Source organism: Staphylococcus sp. FSL W8-0056 (genome assembly GCF_037963075.1).
Classification (GTDB): Bacteria; Bacillota; Bacilli; order Staphylococcales; family Staphylococcaceae; genus Staphylococcus; species Staphylococcus aureus.
Window position 1 is genome coordinate 2,615,326 of sequence record NZ_CP150142.1, and the last position, 21,637, is coordinate 2,636,962.

The 21,637-nt window shown below is 34.0% G+C and carries 15 protein-coding genes; 12 read left to right on the forward strand and 3 right to left on the reverse strand.

Annotated elements, in window-relative coordinates:
* Window positions 1–22: 22 nt before the first annotated feature.
* Window positions 23–1,168 carry a type 8 capsular polysaccharide synthesis protein Cap8P gene (gene cap8P / locus NSS86_RS13145; protein WP_000723436.1) on the forward strand — a complete coding sequence of 382 codons (1,146 nt, stop codon included), beginning with the start codon at window positions 23–25 and terminating at the stop codon, window positions 1,166–1,168.
* Between the two features lie 64 nt (window positions 1,169–1,232).
* Here the strand turns inward: cap8P and isdI are convergent, their stop codons facing one another.
* Window positions 1,233–1,559, reverse strand: coding sequence for a staphylobilin-forming heme oxygenase IsdI (gene isdI / locus NSS86_RS13150; RefSeq protein ID WP_000480603.1), 327 nt, complete (start codon window positions 1,557–1,559; stop codon window positions 1,233–1,235).
* Between the two features lie 6 nt (window positions 1,560–1,565).
* Window positions 1,566–1,949, reverse strand: coding sequence for a YbaN family protein (locus tag NSS86_RS13155; RefSeq protein ID WP_001237004.1), 384 nt, complete (start codon window positions 1,947–1,949; stop codon window positions 1,566–1,568).
* Between the two features lie 426 nt (window positions 1,950–2,375).
* Between NSS86_RS13155 and NSS86_RS13160 the strand changes: the two genes are divergently transcribed.
* Both NSS86_RS13160 and NSS86_RS13165 read left to right on the forward strand, forming a co-directional pair.
* The gene (locus tag NSS86_RS13160) at window positions 2,376–3,863 is read left to right on the forward strand and encodes an aldehyde dehydrogenase family protein (RefSeq protein WP_000290397.1); all 1,488 of its coding nucleotides are present in this window, start codon (window positions 2,376–2,378) and stop codon (window positions 3,861–3,863) included.
* Between the two features lie 658 nt (window positions 3,864–4,521).
* Window positions 4,522–5,481 (forward strand): cation diffusion facilitator family transporter, encoded by a 960-nt coding sequence (locus NSS86_RS13165; RefSeq protein WP_001013485.1) that lies wholly within the window; start codon window positions 4,522–4,524, stop codon window positions 5,479–5,481.
* A 352-nt stretch (window positions 5,482–5,833) separates the two neighbouring features.
* On the opposite strand, the gene NSS86_RS13170 is transcribed toward NSS86_RS13165, so the two are convergent.
* Complete coding sequence (locus NSS86_RS13170; RefSeq protein WP_000356963.1) at window positions 5,834–6,037, reverse strand: hypothetical protein; 204 nt, start codon at window positions 6,035–6,037, stop codon at window positions 5,834–5,836.
* Window positions 6,038–6,215: 178 nt separating this feature from the next.
* Between NSS86_RS13170 and NSS86_RS13175 the strand changes: the two genes are divergently transcribed.
* The 9 genes from NSS86_RS13175 (at window position 6,216) to NSS86_RS13215 (ending at window position 21,630) form a co-directional block, all read left to right on the forward strand.
* The gene (locus tag NSS86_RS13175; RefSeq protein ID WP_000171919.1) at window positions 6,216–6,728 is read left to right on the forward strand and encodes a DUF4242 domain-containing protein; all 513 of its coding nucleotides are present in this window, start codon (window positions 6,216–6,218) and stop codon (window positions 6,726–6,728) included.
* 341 nt (window positions 6,729–7,069) lie between these two features.
* Entirely contained in the window at window positions 7,070–7,810 is a 741-nt protein-coding gene (locus tag NSS86_RS13180; RefSeq protein ID WP_000590854.1) for an ABC transporter ATP-binding protein, read from the forward strand.
* 13 nt (window positions 7,811–7,823) lie between these two features.
* Window positions 7,824–8,795, forward strand: coding sequence for an ABC transporter substrate-binding protein (locus NSS86_RS13185; RefSeq protein ID WP_000826669.1), 972 nt, complete (start codon window positions 7,824–7,826; stop codon window positions 8,793–8,795).
* Complete coding sequence (locus NSS86_RS13190; RefSeq protein ID WP_000197961.1) at window positions 8,792–9,553, forward strand: ABC transporter permease; 762 nt, start codon at window positions 8,792–8,794, stop codon at window positions 9,551–9,553. The genes NSS86_RS13185 and NSS86_RS13190 overlap by 4 nt, the downstream gene beginning before the upstream one ends.
* Before the next feature lie 12 nt (window positions 9,554–9,565).
* Window positions 9,566–10,597, forward strand: coding sequence for an acyl-CoA/acyl-ACP dehydrogenase (locus NSS86_RS13195; RefSeq protein ID WP_000171645.1), 1,032 nt, complete (start codon window positions 9,566–9,568; stop codon window positions 10,595–10,597).
* Between the two features lie 216 nt (window positions 10,598–10,813).
* The gene (locus NSS86_RS13200) at window positions 10,814–11,173 is read left to right on the forward strand and encodes a DUF2294 domain-containing protein (protein ID WP_001092004.1); all 360 of its coding nucleotides are present in this window, start codon (window positions 10,814–10,816) and stop codon (window positions 11,171–11,173) included.
* Between the two features lie 173 nt (window positions 11,174–11,346).
* On the forward strand, window positions 11,347–12,372 hold the full coding sequence (locus tag NSS86_RS13205; RefSeq protein ID WP_000706135.1) for an NAD-dependent formate dehydrogenase: 1,026 nt from the start codon (window positions 11,347–11,349) through the stop codon (window positions 12,370–12,372).
* 385 nt (window positions 12,373–12,757) lie between these two features.
* Window positions 12,758–14,008: an MFS transporter gene (locus NSS86_RS13210; RefSeq protein ID WP_000826862.1), complete on the forward strand. Its 1,251-nt coding sequence runs from the start codon at window positions 12,758–12,760 to the stop codon at window positions 14,006–14,008.
* Between the two features lie 446 nt (window positions 14,009–14,454).
* The gene (locus NSS86_RS13215) at window positions 14,455–21,630 is read left to right on the forward strand and encodes a non-ribosomal peptide synthetase (protein ID WP_000605281.1); all 7,176 of its coding nucleotides are present in this window, start codon (window positions 14,455–14,457) and stop codon (window positions 21,628–21,630) included.
* Window positions 21,631–21,637 lie beyond the last annotated feature (7 nt).

Sequence of the window (21,637 nt, forward strand, 5' to 3'; positions counted from 1 at the left end):
GAACTTCAGAGAGGATAATGTTATGAAAAAAATTATGGTTATTTTCGGTACGAGACCCGAAGCAATAAAAATGGCACCATTAGTAAAAGAAATTGATCATAATGGGAACTTTGAAGCGAACATTGTGATTACAGCACAACATAGAGATATGTTAGATAGTGTGTTAAGTATATTTGATATTCAAGCTGATCATGATTTAAATATTATGCAAGATCAACAAACGTTAGCGGACCTTACGGCGAATGCGCTTGCTAAACTTGATAGCATCATTAATGAGGAACAGCCGGATATGATTTTAGTACATGGTGATACTACAACGACTTTTGTAGGAAGTTTGGCAGCATTTTATCATCAAATTCCGGTTGGACATGTAGAAGCTGGACTTCGAACACATCAGAAATACTCACCATTTCCTGAAGAGTTAAATCGAGTCATGGTAAGTAATATTGCTGAATTGAATTTTGCGCCAACAGTAATTGCAGCTAAAAATTTACTTTTTGAAAACAAAGACAAAGAGCGTATCTTTATTACTGGAAATACAGTTATTGACGCATTGTCAACAACAGTTCAAAATGATTTTGTTTCAACGATTATTAATAAACATAAAGGCAAGAAAGTTATTTTACTAACAGCGCATCGTCGTGAAAATATTGGGGAACCGATGCATCAGATTTTTAAAGCAGTAAGAGATTTGGCAGATGAATATAAAGATGTTGTCTTCATTTATCCAATGCATCGTAATCCAAAGGTAAGAGCGATTGCCGAAAAATATTTATCTGGGAGAAATCGGATTGAATTAATTGAGCCATTAGATGCGATTGAGTTCCATAATTTTACAAATCAATCGTACCTCGTGCTGACAGATTCTGGTGGTATTCAAGAGGAGGCTCCTACATTTGGAAAACCTGTGTTGGTATTAAGGAATCATACAGAGCGTCCCGAAGGCGTTGAGGCGGGAACATCGAGAGTAATTGGCACAGATTATGACAATATTGTTCGAAATGTGAAACAATTGATTGAGGATGATGAAGCGTATCAACGTATGAGTCAAGCGAATAATCCATATGGTGATGGACAAGCATCACGACGTATTTGTGAAGCAATAGAATATTATTTTGGATTGCGCTCAGACAAGCCGGATGAATTCGTACCTTTACGTCACAAATAATAAAAAACCCCTAATCATGAAGTTGGTTTAGACAACCAGCGGTGACTAGGGGTTTTTAATATATTTATTTTTGATAGTGGTAGCCAATATCATATTTGAATACTTTATTTGATAATATTGGACTTTGCTGTCCATCGTCATCACTTTTTAAACGTACATTTTTATGAGCTTCTTTAAATACATCGGAATTCAACCAATTATTAAAGCTATCTTCAGATTCCCAAATAGTTAAGATTTTAACTTCGTCTGTATCCTCGGTATTTAATGTTTTAGTGACAAACATTTGTTGGAAGCCTTCAATAGTTTCAATGCCTTGTCTATTGTAAAAACGTTCAATCGTTTCTTCCGCACTGCCTTTTTGTAATTGTAATCTATTTTCTGCCATAAACATGGGCAATCACTCCTCTATTTTATGATTTGATTTGGGTAATGTTTTTACAAATGTAAAGAGTACAGCGGTTTGTATGATAACCATTATGATTAATCCTACACGGACTGCAAGAACATCCACCATATAAATTGAAAAACCTATTACAATGTATAAGCTAATTAAAATTTTAATTTTCTGTTGTAGCGTGTAGCCTCGATGTAAATAAAAGTTTTCTACATATTCTTTATAAATTTTTTGATTAATAAGCCAATTGTAAAACCGATCTGAACTTCGAGCAAAACAAAAAACTGCTACGAGTAAAAAAGGGGTCGTTGGCAGTAAAGGTAATACGGCACCTGCAATACCAAGCGCTGTAAATATTAAGCCAATAACGATTAAAATAAGTCGCATTGAAAAAACTCCATTCTAGTACTAATGCGCATGTAATATTGTTTTAGTAATATAACTCATGCTAAATATAATGTGTATGATAAGTGCAATGACTCAGTAAAATGAAACGTTGTTGAATTATTCTTGTCCCATTAACGCATTTTAAGCGCGACTTTCATAACAACCAAACTATTTAATGAGAATTATTCTCAAGTATTATAGTTATATTATGTGTTTTATTTTTGAAAAGTGCAATATGTTTTCGAAAATAAGATTATTTTTATGTGCAAAAACGACGCAAAAGTTTTAAAAATGAGACTTCTGTGAGCTGATTATTTTATAAAATGTAAACGCTTACTATATAATGTGAATCATATCGTTTAAAAGCATTATTAAATATGATGCTAAGAGATTTATATTATAGCCAATAAACAAAGGAGAGATAATATGGCAGTAAACGTTCGAGATTATATTGCAGAGAATTATGGTTTATTTATCAATGGGGAATTTGTTAAAGGTAGCAGTGACGAAACAATCGAAGTGACTAATCCAGCAACTGGAGAAACACTATCACATATTACAAGAGCAAAAGATAAAGATGTCGATCATGCAGTCAAAGTGGCGCAAGAGGCATTTGAATCATGGTCATTAACTTCTAAATCAGAACGTGCACAAATGTTGCGTGATATTGGTGATAAATTAATGGCACAAAAAGATAAAATTGCAATGATTGAAACATTAAATAATGGTAAACCGATTCGTGAGACAACAGCAATTGATATTCCATTTGCTGCAAGACATTTCCATTATTTCGCAAGTGTTATTGAAACAGAAGAAGGTACAGTAAATGATATCGATAAAGACACAATGAGTATCGTACGACATGAGCCGATTGGCGTCGTAGGTGCTGTTGTTGCTTGGAACTTCCCAATGCTATTAGCTGCATGGAAGATTGCGCCAGCCATTGCTGCAGGTAATACAATTGTGATTCAACCTTCGTCTTCAACACCATTAAGTTTATTGGAAGTTGCTAAAATTTTCCAAGAGGTATTACCTAAAGGTGTTGTCAATATACTAACGGGTAAAGGTTCAGAATCAGGTAATGCAATTTTCAATCATGATGGTGTAGATAAATTATCATTTACGGGCTCAACTGATGTAGGTTATCAAGTTGCCGAAGCTGCAGCAAAACATCTAGTACCCGCTACATTAGAGCTTGGTGGTAAAAGCGCCAATATCATATTAGATGATGCTAATTTAGACCTTGCAGTTGAAGGTATTCAGTTAGGTATTTTATTCAACCAAGGTGAAGTATGTAGTGCAGGTTCTCGATTATTAGTTCATGAAAAAATTTATGATCAATTGGTGCCACGTTTACAAGAGGCATTTTCAAATATTAAAGTTGGAGATCCACAAGATGAAGCTACACAAATGGGTAGTCAAACTGGTAAGGATCAATTAGATAAAATTCAATCATATATTGATGCAGCAAAAGAATCAGATGCACAAATTTTAGCAGGTGGTCATCGCTTAACTGAAAATGGATTAGATAAAGGGTTCTTCTTTGAGCCGACATTAATTGCTGTGCCAGACAATCATCACAAATTAGCACAAGAAGAAATATTTGGACCAGTGTTAACAGTGATTAAAGTGAAGGACGATCAAGAAGCAATTGATATAGCTAATGATTCTGAGTATGGTTTAGCAGGCGGTGTATTTTCTCAAAATATCACACGTGCATTAAATATTGCTAAAGCTGTACGTACAGGACGTATTTGGATTAACACTTACAACCAAGTACCAGAAGGCGCACCATTTGGTGGTTATAAAAAATCAGGTATCGGTCGAGAAACTTATAAAGGTGCGTTAAGTAACTATCAACAAGTTAAAAATATTTATATTGATACAAGCAATGCTTTAAAAGGTTTGTACTAGAATAAATATCGTTTCTGAAGCGTGTTTGTAGGTCAGTCTAGCGGTAAGTCTAGCGGTAAGTCTTAACATTTAACGGCGTTGTTTAGATTTTAAGCAAAACAAAATATATAGGAACACGTATCATGATATTAGGATATAATGACTAAAATAATAGCAGTAGGATGGTTTTTAATTGCAAATCATCTTACTGCTGTTTTTAATTATGCTAATTTGCGATGCAGCTATTATAAGGACAGAGTTGTTTATGAATTGTGGTGATTTAGAAATATGAAGTTCAATATGCAAAGTCATCGTTTGTTTTAATATGTGGAACAATCATTAAAGTTATTGTGATTTTTTGAACTTAATGAAACTAAACAATAAATTTGAGATACTTTTTTGTCATTTTTATGTAACTAACACAATAATCTCGTACATTATTAAAATTTTCTATATGATAGGGATAAAGTAAAGAGCGAATGTGCTGTAAAAGTTTTTCCAAGGTGATATTACATAAAGGTATAAAGGGTAAAGATTAATGAGTTGTCATGTAAAGGACGATGATGTATAAATCATGGTTAATTACGGAAGCATTAATATTAATCTGAGAAGCTATAAAGAATTATTTTTAAAAGCGACAATATTAAATACGACGCATTTATTTAGGAGTGGCAAACGTATGAATGGGAAAAAGGCAAATACGATAAACAGATACAAATATTTTCATCATGTCAATCATCAAAAAATTCAACAAAGTTCTAAAAAGACGCTGTGGGCATCACTAATCATCACATTGTTATTTACAGTGATTGAATTTGTCGGAGGTTTAGTATCTAATTCATTGGCATTACTGTCAGATTCATTTCATATGCTTAGTGATGTATTAGCACTTGGTTTATCTATGTTGGCCATTTATTTTGCAAGTAAAAAGCCGACTGCACGATACACATTTGGATATTTAAGATTTGAGATATTAGTTGCATTTTTAAATGGTTTAGCATTAATTGTAATTTCAATCTGGATTTTATATGAAGCTATTGTACGTATTATTTATCCGCAACCAATTGAAAGTGGCATTATGTTTATGATTGCTAGTATTGGTTTACTCGTTAATATTATTTTGACAATTATCCTTGTAAGGTCTTTAAAACAAGAAGACAATATCAATATTCAAAGTGCATTATGGCATTTCATGGGAGACTTATTGAACTCTATTGGTGTCATCGTTGCAGTTGTATTGATTTACTTTACAGGATGGCGCATCATCGACCCAATCATTAGTATTGTAATTTCACTCATCATTTTACGTGGTGGTTATAAAATTACGCGTAATGCGTGGTTAATTTTAATGGAAAGTGTGCCTCAACATTTGGATACTGATCAAATTATGGCAGATATTAAAAACATAGATGGCATATTAGATGTACATGAATTTCATTTGTGGAGTATTACAACAGAGCATTATTCATTAAGTGCCCATGTTGTGTTAGATAAAAAATATGAGGGTGATGATTATCAAGCGATTGATCAAGTATCATCATTGTTGAAAGAAAAATATGGCATTGCACATTCAACGTTGCAAATTGAAAACTTGCAATTGAATCCATTAGATGAGCCATACTTCGACAAATTAACATAAATAAAACATTGTACAGGCTGGGACATAAATCAATGTTCTATGCTCTACGAAGTTATATTGGCAGTAGTTGACTGAACGAAAATGCGCTTGTAACAAGCTTTTTTCAATTCTAGTCAGGGGCCCCAACACAGAGAATTTCGAAAAGAAATTCTACAGGCAATGCAAGTTGGGGTGTGGGCCCCAACACAGAGAATTTCGAAAAGAAATTCTACAGGCAATGCAAGTTGGGGTGTGGGCCCCAACAAAGAGAAATTGGATTCCCAATTTCTACAGACAATGCAAGTTGGGGTGGGACAACGAAATAAATTTTGCGAAAATATCATTTCTGTCCCACTCCCACGTTTGTTTTGGATTATGTTGCATCATTTAAATGATTTTCGTCAATTTCTTTGATGCTATCTACATCTAACACGACATCTTTAGGTTTCAAAATATGAATATGTTTTTCATCATTTGTATGTAAAATGCGTTCTATGATGTATCTTTGACCGGCCATTGTTTCTACAGCAATCTTTTTGTTTCTAGCTAAACTTGCTACGACAGATTCTTTATCCATAATGATAGCCCCCTATATATATGTTTATTTACTTATACCCTAACATGATTTTTATACTCTTTGAAAATATATTTTACAGAATTTTATCTAAATATTTAAAAAAATCGCTCAATATCCTTGTAATCCGATAAGAATTATAGTAATATTTTTTCAACCATTGTTATAGGAGGTCTTATTAATGACATTATTTTTATTAGAAGCTAACAATCTTGATTTTGCATCAACGAAAGAAGAACTAGAAGCAAAGGCAGCATCACTATCTACGAAGACAATTCCAACATTAATTGAAGTACAAGCTACTGAAAATTTAACTCATGGTTATTTTATTGTGGAAGCAAATGACGAAGCAGAAGCTAAACAATTTTTAACAGAAGCAGATATTAGTATTCAATTAGTCAAAGAAGTACGCTTAGTTGGTAAAGATTTAGATGAAGTTAAAAATGGTGATGCACATGTTGATTACCTTGTAACTTGGAACATTCCGGAAGGCATTACGATGGATCAATATTTAGCACGTAAAAAGAAAAATTCTGTTCATTATGAAGAAGTGCCAGAAGTTGAATTTAAACGCACATATGTATGTGAAGATATGTCTAAATGTATTTGTTTATACAACGCACCTGATGAAGAAGCGGTACGTCGCGCGCGAAAAGCAGTTGATACACCGATTGATGGCATCGAAAAACTTTAATAAGACAACAAGTTGATGAGATATATGTATATAGGTTTGACGTGGATTTCGATTGCAGTTAATTAGAATAGCTCAATGCTATAAATGTAAGTAGTTGATATGAAGAAACTAATGAACTAAATGCAAGTATTTTCTAAAACAATCATTTTATTGAAATTTAGTAGAGCTGAAATTAATATAACGTCGTTAATTGAATAACGCTTATGTTATAAGAGCACTCATACCAAACCATAATCATCTATAGATATAACAATTCACGATATAAGGGCTGTGTTTGGCATAGCCCTTTAGATATACACTTAATTCCTATTAAAATAGTAGGGATTAAAAGGGGGCTTGTCATGATTAAAATTCAACAATTACAACATCACTTTGGATCACATAAAGTAATTCATAACTTTAATTTGGACATTAGCAAGGGAGAAATAGTCACTTTCATAGGGAAAAGTGGTTGCGGAAAGTCTACTTTACTCAATGTTATCGGTGGATTTATTCATCCATCGTCTGGTCGTGTCATTATTGATAACGAAATTAAACAACAGCCATCTCCAGATTGTTTAATGCTATTTCAACATCATAATTTGCTGCCATGGAAAACGATTAATGACAACATTAGGATTGGATTTCAACAGAAAATTAGTGATGAAGAGATTAACGCACAGCTTAAATTAGTTGATTTAGAAGACAGGGGAAAGCATTTTCCCGAGCAACTGTCCGGGGGTATGAAACAACGTGTGGCACTATGTCGAGCGCATGTGCATAAGCCTAACGTTATATTGATGGATGAGCCATTAGGTGCATTAGATGCATTTACACGTTATAAACTTCAGGATCAACTAGTGCAACTAAAACATAAAACGCAATCAACTATTATTTTAGTGACGCATGACATTGATGAAGCTATTTATCTTTCCGACCGCATTGTTCTGTTAGGTGAAGGGTGCAATATTATTTCTCAATATGAAATTACAGCATCACATCCACGCAGTCGTAATGATAGCCACCTACTTAAGATTCGTAATGAAATTATGGAAACATTTGCATTGAATCATCATCAAGTTGAACCTGAATATTATTTATAAGGAGTGAGTGACGATGAAAAGGTTAAGCATAATCGTCATCATTGGAATCTTTATAATTACAGGATGTGATTGGCAAAGGACGTCTAAAGAACCGTCTAAAAATGCCCAAAATCAGCAAGTGATTAAAATTGGATATTTGCCGATTACACATTCAGCTAATTTGATGATGACTAAAAAATTATTATCACAATACAATCATCCGAAATATAAACTAGAATTAGTTAAATTCAATAATTGGCCAGATTTAATGGACGCATTAAACAGTGGTCGTATTGATGGTGCATCAACTTTAATAGAGCTAGCGATGAAATCAAAACAGAAGGGCTCAAATATAAAGGCTGTGGCATTGGGCCATCATGAAGGCAATGTCATTATGGGACAAAAAGGTATGCACTTAAATGAATTTAATAATGGCGATGATTACCATTTTGGTATACCACATCGTTATTCAACACATTATCTTTTACTTGAGGAATTACGTAAACAATTAAAGATTAAACCGGGGCATTTTAGCTATCATGAAATGTCGCCAGCAGAAATGCCAGCCGCATTGAGCGAACACAGAATTACAGGGTATTCTGTAGCCGAACCATTCGGTGCACTGGGTGAAAAGTTAGGCAAAGGTAAGACTTTGAAACATGGTGATGACGTTATACCTGATGCGTATTGCTGTGTGCTAGTACTGAGAGGGGAATTGCTTGATCAACACAAGGATGTAGCGCAAGCATTTGTACAAGATTATAAAAAGTCTGGCTTTAAAATGAATGATCGCAAGCAAAGTGTAGACATTATGACGCATCATTTTAAACAAAGTCGTGACGTTTTAACACAGTCAGCGGCATGGACATCCTATGGTGATTTAACAATTAAGCCATCCGGCTATCAAGAAATTACGACATTGGTAAAACAACATCATTTGTTTAATCCACCTGCATATGATGACTTTGTTGAACCGTCATTGTATAAGGAGGCATCGCGTTCATGACACGTCCCACAAATAACAAATTTATATTACCTATTATCACATTTATTATTTTCTTAGGCATTTGGGAAATGGTCATTATTATTGGGCATTACCAACCTGTATTGTTACCTGGTCCTGCTCTTGTAGGAAAAAGTATATGGACTTTCATTGTTACTGGAGAAATTTTCCAACATTTAGCAATTAGTTTATGGAGATTTGTAGCGGGCTTTGTTGTCGCATTGTTGGTTGCTATTCCATTGGGCTTCTTGCTTGGAAGGAATCGTTGGCTATACAACGCTATCGAACCGCTATTTCAATTGATTAGACCGATATCTCCGATAGCATGGGCACCATTTGTTGTTCTATGGTTTGGTATTGGTAGTTTGCCAGCGATTGCGATTATTTTTATCGCTGCTTTTTTCCCAATTGTGTTCAATACTATTAAAGGCGTTAGAGACATTGAACCTCAATATTTAAAAATAGCGGCAAATTTAAATTTAACTGGGTGGTCATTGTATCGCAATATATTATTTCCCGGGGCATTTAAACAAATCATGGCTGGGATACATATGGCGGTAGGAACAAGTTGGATATTTTTAGTTTCTGGTGAAATGATTGGTGCACAATCGGGATTAGGTTTTTTAATCGTTGATGCACGAAATATGTTGAACTTAGAAGATGTTTTAGCAGCAATATTCTTTATCGGATTATTTGGTTTTATTATTGATCGATTCATTAGTTATATTGAGCAGTTTATACTTAGAAGATTTGGTGAATAAGGAGAGATGATGATGACTTTAGAAACGCTTATCAAAGAACAATTAGATCCTCATTTAGTAGAAGTTGATGAAGGGACGTATTATCCGAGAACATTTATTCAACAATTATTTGTAGATGGTTATTTCGGTGAGGCGGCATTGAGAAAAAATGCTGAAGTAATCGAAGCTGTATCGCAGTCTTGTTTGACAACAGGATTTTGTTTATGGTGCCAATTAGCTTTTTCAACGTATTTAGAAAATGCCACGCAGCCACATTTAAATAATGACTTACAACAGCAATTGTTATCTGGAGAAATATTAGGTGCTACAGGATTGTCTAATCCGATGAAGTCATTTAATGATTTAGAAAAGTTGAACCTTGAACACACTTATGTTGATGGACAATTGGTTGTCAGTGGACGTATGCCAGCTGTAAGTAATATTCAAGAAGACCATTATTTTGGTGCGATTTCGAAACATGAATCATCAGATGAATTTGTCATGTTCATTCTACGTGCCAATCAAGATGGTATCACTCTCGTTGAAAAAACCAATTTTTTAGGGGTCAACGGGTCAGCAACGTATCAAATCACATTGAATCAAGTCGTAGTGCCACAATCACAAATCATCACGCATGATGCGAAGCAGTTTGCGGCAACTATTCGCCCGCAATTTATTGCTTACCAAATTCCAATAGGATTAGGCTCAATTAAAAGTTCTTTAGAGTTAATTGATGCATTTTCAAATGCGCAAAACGGAATAAATCAATATTTAGAGTATGATGTTGAAGCTTTTAAAAAACGTTATCGTCAACTTAGAGAGGAATATTATGCAATATTAGATGACGGTAACTTAACTTCACATTTAAGTGAATTAATATCATTGAAGAAGGACATTGGCTATTTATTGTTAGATGTAAATCAAGCTTCTGTCGTCAATGGTGGTTCAAGAGCGTACACACCATATTCGCCACAAGTTCGCAAGTTAAAAGAAGGATTCTTCTTCGCAGCATTAACGCCGACATTAAGACATTTAGGTAAACTTGAAGCAGAGTTGAAGGGGTAAGTGTGATAAGCTGATTTTTTGTTTAGATGCGTTTGTTGAAACATTTTTTAAAATAATATAAATCTTAGTTTATAAACATTTTCTGTTAATTTGTTATATCCTTTTAACTAGGAAAATATACATTTCGTAATAATAATAATCGTTATCATTGAAAAAGTGTTAATAAGGTGTATAATGAAAATGTGAACAATTAATGAACTTCTTATTTTAAAGAAGGTGAATACTATAGATACGCATACTAAAGAACAACAATTCTCGAATCTAGTAAGATCTTATCGTAAAGAATACGTGGGTAAAGGACCCAATAGTATTCGAGTGTCGTTTAAAGATAATTGGGCGATTGCACATATGACAGGTGTTTTGAGTAAAGTTGAGAGTTTTTACCTAAACGACAAACGCAATGAATCAATGCTCCATTATACACGCACAGAGAAGATTAAACAGATGTATAAAGAAATAGATGTAAATGAGATGGAAAGTCTTGTAGGCGCTAAGTTTGTAAAATTATTTACAGATATTGATTTGAATGATGATGAAGTCATTTCAATATTTGTTTTCGATAAGTCAATAGAATAAGTGTTGCTGGTGTAAGGTACACGGTGCTGTTTGCTAACTTCGTTTTGAATTTAACAATAATTCAAGGGGGTGGTATGTCAAACGGTGCCGTTTTTTTTGTCATATTTTTAAAACAAGCAACATGCAACACGTACTTTAAGGAAGTCAAAATTTATCATTTAGGAGAGATGGATATGAAAATCGTAGCATTATTTCCAGAAGCAGTAGAAGGTCAAGAAAATCAATTACTTAATACTAAAAAAGCAATAGGATTAAAAACATTTTTAGAGGAAAGAGGACATGAGTTCATTATATTAGCAGATAATGGTGAAGACTTAGATAAACATTTACCAGATATGGATGTGATTATTAGTGCGCCATTTTATCCTGCATATATGACTCGTGAACGTATTGAAAAAGCACCGAACTTGAAATTAGCAATTACAGCAGGTGTAGGATCTGACCATGTAGATTTAGCGGCAGCAAGTGAACACAATATTGGTGTCGTTGAAGTTACAGGAAGTAATACAGTTAGTGTGGCAGAACATGCGGTTATGGATTTATTAATACTTCTTAGAAACTATGAAGAAGGTCATCGTCAATCAGTAGAAGGTGAATGGAACTTGTCTCAAGTAGGTAATCATGCGCATGAATTACAACACAAAACAATTGGTATTTTTGGATTTGGTCGAATTGGACAACTTGTTGCTGAAAGATTAGCGCCATTTAATGTAACATTACAACACTATGATCCAATCAATCAACAAGACCATAAATTGTCTAAATTTGTAAGCTTTGATGAACTTGTTTCATCAAGTGATGCGATTACAATTCATGCACCATTAACACCAGAAACTGATAACTTATTTGATAAAGATGTTTTAAGTCGTATGAAAAAACACAGTTATTTAGTGAATACTGCACGTGGTAAAATTGTAAATCGCGATGCGTTAGTTGAAGCGTTAGCATCCGAGCATTTACAAGGATATGCTGGTGATGTTTGGTATCCACAACCTGCACCTGCTGATCATCCATGGAGAACAATGCCTAGAAATGCTATGACGGTTCACTATTCAGGTATGACTTTAGAAGCACAAAAACGCATTGAAGATGGAGTTAAAGATATTTTAGAGCGTTTCTTCAATCATGAACCTTTCCAAGATAAAGATATTATTGTTGCAAGTGGTCGTATTGCTAGTAAAAGTTATACAGCTAAATAGAATAAGGATGCTGGGCTAGCGATTAACGCTTTCAATTTTATATAAATGAATCATATAAGCACTACTGCTGTTGTAAAGATGGCAGTAGTTTTTTTATGATTACATCTAAGTATAGTCACGGCTATGTTAGGACAATGATTTAACATTTACGCACATATGTGTTCACTTACGCAATTATTGATAAATTTCATTCATTTGGAATAATATATAGTCATATAGTGCTAATTTTTTTGAGGCATTATATGCAAGATGCATTGTAAAATCGATGCATTTGTTTGTTAAATAACTTTGTATAACTAAAAATTCTTTGTTTCAACGTATAATCTAATAATAGATTTTATATAAATGGTAGTGTGTATATATGTGGATAGGGGTGTAGTTATTAATGAAACGCTTAAGTACGACTTTGAAAGTACGATTGATTAGCAATTTTTTACAGCTAATTATTACGACAGCATTTATACCGTTTATAGCACTATATTTAACAGATATGTTAAGTCAATCAATTGTCGGTATATATCTTGTTGGTTTAGTGGTTCTAAAATTTCCATTGTCCATTATATCTGGTTACCTTATTGAGATTTTTCCGAAAAAGTTGCTAGTACTTATTTATCAAGCGACGATGGTGATAATGCTTGTGTTCATGGGCGTATTTGGGTCACATCAATTGTGGCAAATTATTGGTTTTTGTGTTGCATATGCCATATTTACAATCGTTTGGGGATTACAATTTCCAGTTATGGACACATTAATTATGGATGCAATTACCGAAGACGTGGAACATTATATTTACAAGATTAGCTATTGGATGACGAACTTATCGGTAGCTATTGGGGCATTGTTAGGTGGCTTGATGTATGGCTACAGTATGTTACTACTTTTCTTAATAGCAGCTTGTATATTTTTAATTGTACTCTTTATTTTATATATTTGGTTACCTCAAGACCGAAATCAAGTAAAGCAAAGTGATGACAAGAGGCATGCAAGTCGTTATCAAAAATTACAAATAATGAATATATTTCGCAGTTATAAATTAGTTTTGAAAGACCGTAATTATATGTTATTGATTTCGGGGTTCAGTATCATCATGATGGGTGAATTTTCAATCTCCTCATATATTGCTATTAGACTAAAGGATCAGTTTGAAACAATAAGTATAGGTTCATATGATATTACAGGTGCTAAGATGTTAGCAATCTTGCTAATGATTAATACGGTCGTCGTCATTTTACTCACGTATTCAATCTCGAAAGTTGTATTGAAAATAGATTTTAAAAAAGCTTTAATCACTGGTTTGCTGATTTATATTGTTGGCTATAGTGGTCTAACCTATCTTAATCAGTTTGGCTTATTAGTTGTTTTTATGATAATTGCGACTGTAGGTGAGATTATTTATTCGCCTATAGTTTCAGAACAACGCTTTAAAATTATTCCTAAAGCTAAAAGAGGAACATATAGTGCAGTTAATGCATTAGGTATTCATTTTTCAGAAACACTAGCTAGGTTAGGGATTGTGTTGGGTGTTTTCTTAACGTCATTACAAATGGGACTGTATATGTTTATCGTTTTAACAATTGGTGCTAGCATGCTTGTTGCTGGTGTATTCGGGGGACAAAAACAAGTGAATACAAATTGAATTTATTTAAATATTTATTTTATGCATCTTTTTATATTGAAAACCTATTAATTTGGTCGTAATTAAAATAGAGATAAATTTATTAAGAATTTGTTAAAATTTAAGGATAACAATTGTTTTATGCGAGTTGTTTGTTTAATATAAACTTGCTTCATGGATATTTTGTAACAACAATATTGAATTTGCAATGAGATATGAACAACAGAAAGTGATTAACGAGTTGTAGTGTGCTATTTATCGAAGATGTATGTAATTTACATTGAAAAATATACCAATTGTAACGATGATACAAGATGTATTTTAGGGTAGAATATATCGCTCATATGTTGCGAATGGTGTTTTATATTAATCATTACATAACGAGTTAATTAACATTTCGTCGGTTATCATATCATCATGCAATTTTAGTAAGTAATGAGTATTATGATATGAAAGAAGGACTTTTTATGATTATGGGTAATTTGAGATTTCAACAGGAATATTTTCGTATATACAAAAATAATACAGAATCAACGACACACCGTAATGCGTATTGGGTTAAACTCGCTAAAAATGTTGAAGCTACTAAAATGATGTATGCATTATCGACAATTGTGCAACAACATGCATCTATAAGACATTTTTTTGATGTTACTACCGATGACAATTTAACAATGATACTTCATGAATTTCTGCCTTTTATTGAGATAAAACAAGTTCCATCTTCTTCCGCAAACTATGATTTAGAAGCTTTTTTTAAGCAAGAATTAAGTACTTACCATTTTAATGATTCACCTTTATTCAAAGTTAAATTGTTTCAGTTCGCTGATGCTGCATATATACTATTAGATTTTCATGTGTCCATTTTCGATGATAGTCAAATTGATATTTTTCTTGATGATTTATGCAATGCATATCGTGGCAATACTGTTATTAACAATACTCGACAGCATGCACATATAAATAGAAATGATGATAAAGACAATCAAGATGCATCGCATATAGCATTAGACTCAAACTATTTTCGGTTAGAGAATAACTCTGACATCCATATTGATAGTTATTTTCCAATTAAGCATCCATTTGAACAAGCTTTATATCAAACGTATTTGATTGATGATATGACATCAATAGATATGGCATCGTTGGCTGTTAGTGTGTATTTAGCTAATCATATAATGAGTCAACAACATGATGTCACATTAGGTATACATGTACCATCACATTTACCAAATGATTTACACGGAAATATTGTGCCGTTAACGTTAACAATCGATGCAAAAGATGTATGTCAACGTTTTACAACAGATTTTAATAAATGTGTGTTGCAAAATATGTCGCAATTACAGTGCGCGAAGTCTTCGCTTTCACTAGAGACTATTTTTCATTGTTATCATCATATGATGTCTTGTTGTAATGATGTTATTGAGGATGTACATCAAATACATGATGCACATACATCTTTAGCGGATATTGAAATTTTTCCACATCAACACGGGTTCAAAATTATATATAACAGTGCAGCATATGATTTGCTCTCAATCGAGACGCTGAGTGACTTAGTTCGAAATATTTATTTGCAAATTACTGAAGAAAATGGAAATAAACGAACAACTGTAGATGAACTTAATTTGATGACAGAACGTGATATTCAATTATATGACGATATCAATTTAAGTTTGCCTGAGATAGATGATGCGCAAACAGTTGTTACCTTATTTGAGCAACAAGTTGAAGCAACGCCGAATCATGTCGCTGTGCAATTTGACGGAGTGTTTATAACATATCAAACATTGAATGCACGCGCGAATGATTTAGCACACCGTTTGAGAAACCAGTATGGTGTTGAACCTAATGATCGTGTCGCTGTCATAGCTGAAAAAAGTATTGAGATGATAATAGCGATGATAGGTGTGTTGAAAGCTGGTGGGGCTTACGTGCCAATTGATCCGAACTATCCAAGTGATCGTCAGGAGTACATTTTAAAAGATGCAACGCCTAAAGTTGTAATAACGTACCAAGCTTTATATGAAAATGGTAAACAAAATATTAATCACATTGATTTGAATAAGATAGCGTGGAAAAATATTGATAATCTTTCTAAATGTAACACGTTAGAAGATCATGCTTATGTTATTTACACGTCGGGGACAACTGGTAACCCTAAAGGGACACTAATTCCGCACCGAGGTATTGTTCGCTTGGTCCATCGAAATCATTATGTACCATTAAATGAAGAGACGACAATTTTGTTATCAGGAACTATAGCCTTTGATGCTGCAACATTTGAAATATATGGTGCATTGCTCAATGGTGGAAAGCTGATTGTTGCTAAAAAAGAACAATTATTAAATCCAATAGCGGTAGAACAATTAATCAATGAAAATGACGTTAATACTATGTGGTTAACCTCCTCATTATTTAATCAGATTGCTAGTGAACGAATAGAAGTATTGGTACCGTTAAAGTATTTATTAATTGGTGGAGAAGTATTGAATGCTAAGTGGGTGGATTTGCTTAATCAAAAACCGAAGCATCCTCAAATTATTAATGGTTATGGACCAACTGAAAATACAACATTTACAACGACGTATAATATACCTAACAAAGTTCCAAATCGTATTCCTATTGGTAAACCGATTCTGGGTACTCATGTTTATATCATGCAAGGCGAGCGTCGGTGTGGCGTTGGTATTCCTGGAGAATTATGTACAAGTGGCTTTGGGTTAGCTGCAGGTTATTTAAATCAGCCAGAATTGACAGCAGATAAATTTATCAAAGATTCAAATATAAATCAGCTGATGTATAGAAGTGGTGATATCGTTCGTTTGTTACCCGATGGCAACATAGATTATTTATATCGAAAGGACAAACAAGTTAAGATTCGAGGGTTTAGGATTGAGTTGTCAGAGGTTGAGCATGCGCTCGAGCGTATACAAGGTATTAATAAAGCAGTTGTTATTGTTCAAAATCATGATCAAGATCAGTATATCGTTGCTTATTATGAAGCGATGCATACATTATCACATAATAAGATTAAATCACAATTACGTATGACCTTACCGGAGTACATGATACCAGTTAATTTCATGCATATTGAGCAAATTCCTATTACTATTAATGGGAAATTAGATAAGAAGGCATTGCCTATCATGGACTATGTCGATACGGATGCCTATGTAGCACCGAGTACAGATACCGAACACTTGCTATGCCAAATTTTTGCAGATATTTTACATGTGAATCAAGTAGGTATTCATGATAATTTCTTTGAATTAGGTGGCCATTCATTAAAAGCAACGTTAGTGGTGAATCGGATAGAGGCATCTACTGGGAAACGATTACAAATTGGTGATTTATTACAAAAGCCAACTGTATTTGAACTAGCACAAGCGATTGCTAAGGTTCAAGAACAAAACTATGAAGTGATTCCAGAAGCTATAGTTAAAGATGATTATGTGCTGAGCTCTGCACAAAAGCGTATGTATTTATTATGGAAATCAAACCATAAAGATACGGTGTATAACGTACCTTTTTTATGGCGGTTATCATCAGGACTTAATGTAGCTCAATTGCAACAAGCAGTTCAGCATTTGATAGCGCGACATGAGATTCTACGAACACAATATATTGTTGTAGATGATGAGGTTCGACAACGTATTGTGGCAGATGTTGTAGCTGACTTTGAAGAAGTTAACACGCATTTTACGGATGAACAAGAAATTATGCGCCAATTTGTGGCACCTTTTAATTTGGAAAAGCCAAGTCAAATTAGAGTGAGATACATTAGAAGTCCCTTACATGCATACCTGTTTATAGATACACATCATATCATTAATGACGGTATGAGTAATATACAATTAATGAATGATCTTAACGCACTTTATCAACATAAATTATTGTTACCACTTAAATTGCAATATAAAGACTATAGTGAGTGGATGTCGCATCGTGATATGACGAAACATAGACAATATTGGTTATCTCAATTCAAAGATGAAGTACCTATTTTAAGCTTACCGACAGACTATGTTAGACCAAATATTAAAACGACAAATGGAGCAATGATGTCATTTACAATGAATCAACAAATGAGACAGCTACTTCAAAAGTATGTAGAAAAGCATCAAATTACTGATTTTATGTTCTTTATGAGTGTGGTCATGACGTTGTTAAGCAGATATGCTCGAAAAGATGATGTTGTTGTCGGTAGTGTGATGAGTGCGCGTATGCATAAAGGCACGGAGCAAATGCTAGGCATGTTTGCTAATACGTTGGTATATAGAGGGCAACCGTCACCTGATAAAATGTGGACACAGTTTTTACAAGAGGTTAAGGAAATGAGTTTGGAGGCATACGAGCATCAAGAATACCCATTCGAATGTTTAGTAAATGACTTAGATCAATCACATGATGCCTCACGGAATCCATTATTTGATGTCATGTTAGTACTACAAAACAATGAAACGAATCATGCTCATTTTGGGCATAGTAAATTAACACACATTCAACCCAAATCAGTGACGGCGAAATTTGATTTATCTTTCATCATTGAAGAAGATCGCGATGACTATACAATCAATATCGAGTATAATACCGATTTATATCACTCAGAAACAGTTCGTCACATGGGTAATCAATGTATGATTATGATTGATTATATTTTGAAGCATCAAGATACACTACAAATTTGTGATATACCAAACGGTACGGAGGAACTTCTAAATTGGGTCAATACGCATGTTAACGATCGAATGCTTAATGTCCCGGGAAATAAATCTATCATAAGTTACTTTAATGAAGTTGTCTCACGACAAGGTAATCATGTTGCGCTAGTCATGAATGATTTGACAATGACGTATGAAACATTACGCAACTATGTGGATGCCATTGCGCACATGCTCCTATCAAATGGTGTGGGCAATGGTCAACGGGTTGCCTTGTTTACAGAACGTAGTTTTGAAATGATTGCGGCGATGTTGGCGACAGTTAAAGTAGGTGCATCTTATATACCTATCGATATTGATTTTCCGAATAAACGACAAGGTGCAATTTTGGAGGATGCTAAAGTAACTGCAGTCATGTCTTACGGCGTTGAAATTGAAACGACATTACCAGTCATTCAATTGGAAAATGCTAAAGGCTTTGTTGAATCAAAGGAAAATGAACAATATGATGATTTACATGGCAATCAACTTGAAAACACAGCGATGTTAGATAATGAGATGTATGCTATTTACACATCTGGTACGACCGGGATGCCTAAAGGGGTTGCCATACGACAACGAAATTTGTTGAATTTAGTGCATGCATGGTCAACTGAATTGCAATTAGGCGACAATGAAGTATTTTTGCAACATGCAAATATTGTTTTTGATGCATCAGTTATGGAGATTTATTGTTGTTTGTTAAATGGTCATACGCTTGTGATTCCAGATAGAGAGGAACGTGTTAATCCAGAACAGTTACAACAACTCATTAATAAGCATCGTGTGACGGTTGCGTCGATTCCGTTACAGATGTGTAGTATTATGGAAGACTTTTATATTGAAAAGTTGATTACAGGCGGGGCAACTAGTACGGCATCCTTTGTTAAATATATTGAGAAGCATTGTGGCACGTATTTCAATGCCTATGGACCATCTGAGTCAACAGTCATCACATCGTATTGGTCACATCATTGTGGTGATTTGATACCTGAGACGATTCCAATTGGCAAACCCTTATCTAACATCCAAGTGTATATTATGTCAGATGGTTTGTTATGCGGTATTGGTATGCCAGGCGAGTTGTGTATTGCAGGTGATAGTTTAGCGATAGGATATATTAACCGTCCAGAATTAATGGCTGATAAATGGCAAAATAATCCATTTGGTAAAGGAAAGTTGTATCATAGTGGTGATTTAGCACGTTATACATCTGATGGTCAAATTGAATTTTTAGGAAGAATAGATAAACAAGTGAAAGTTAACGGGTACCGTATTGAACTTGATGAAATTGAAAATGTAATATTAGCTATTCGTGGTATATCTGATTGTGTTGTAACAGTAAGTCACTTTGATACGCATGATATATTGAATGCTTATTATGTCGGAGAGCAACAAGTGGAGCAGGATTTGAAGCAATATTTAAATGATCAGCTGCCTAAGTATATGATTCCTAAGACTATAACGCATATCGATTGTATGCCATTAACCACGAATGACAAGGTGGATACTACGCGTTTGCCAAATCCATCACCTATACAACAGTCTAATAAAGTGTATAGCGAACCCTCTAATGAAATTGAGCAGACATTTGTTGATGTATTTGGAGAGGTATTGAAACAAAATGATGTCGGTGTTGACGATGATTTCTTTGAACTTGGTGGTAACTCATTAGAGGCGATGTTAGTTGTCTCGCATTTAAAACGATTTGGCCATCATATTTCAATGCAGACATTATACCAATATAAAACCGTGCGACAGATTGTTAATTATATGTACCAAAATCAACAATCATTAGTTGCATTACCGGATAATCTTTCGGAATTACAAAAGATTGTTATGTCTCGTTATAACTTGGGTATTTTAGAGGATAGTCTAAGTCATCGACCTCTAGGAAATACACTATTGACTGGCGCGACAGGTTTTTTAGGTGCTTATCTGATTGAAGCACTACAAGGATACAGTCATCGCATTTATTGTTTCATACGTGCTGATAATGAGGAAATAGCATGGTATAAGTTGATGACGAATTTAAATGATTATTTTTCAGAAGAGACGGTTGAAATGATGTTATCAAACATTGAAGTCATTGTTGGTGATTTCGAGTGTATGGATGATGTTGTTTTACCTGAAAACATGGATACGATTATTCATGCAGGTGCTCGTACGGATCACTTTGGTGATGATGATGAATTTGAAAAAGTAAATGTTCAAGGTACTGTTGATGTCATACGTTTGGCACAACAACATCATGCAAGGTTAATATATGTGTCTACGATAAGTGTGGGAACTTATTTTGATATAGACACAGAAGATGTGACATTTTCAGAAGCGGATGTCTATAAAGGGCAACTACTAACATCACCATATACACGGAGCAAATTTTATAGTGAATTAAAAGTATTAGAAGCTGTAAATAATGGCTTAGATGGTCGGATTGTACGTGTTGGTAATTTGACGAGTCCTTACAATGGAAGATGGCATATGAGAAATATAAAGACTAACCGTTTTTCAATGGTAATGAATGATTTGTTACAACTGGATTGTATCGGGGTTAGCATGGCTGAAATGCCTGTAGATTTTTCTTTTGTGGATACGACTGCAAGACAAATTGTCGCATTAGCACAGGTCAACACACCACAAATCATTTACCATGTGCTATCACCTAATAAAATGCCGGTGAAATCTTTGTTAGAATGCGTTAAGCGCAAAGAAATTGAACTCGTCAGCGATGAATCATTTAATGAAATTTTACAGAAACAAGACATGTACGAAACGATTGGATTAACTAGTGTTGACCGTGAACAACAACTAGCAATGATAGATACAACATTAACATTAAAAATAATGAATCACATCAGTGAAAAATGGCCAACGATAACTAACAATTGGCTGTATCATTGGGCACAATATATCAAAACAATATTCAATAAGTAAGTAGGGA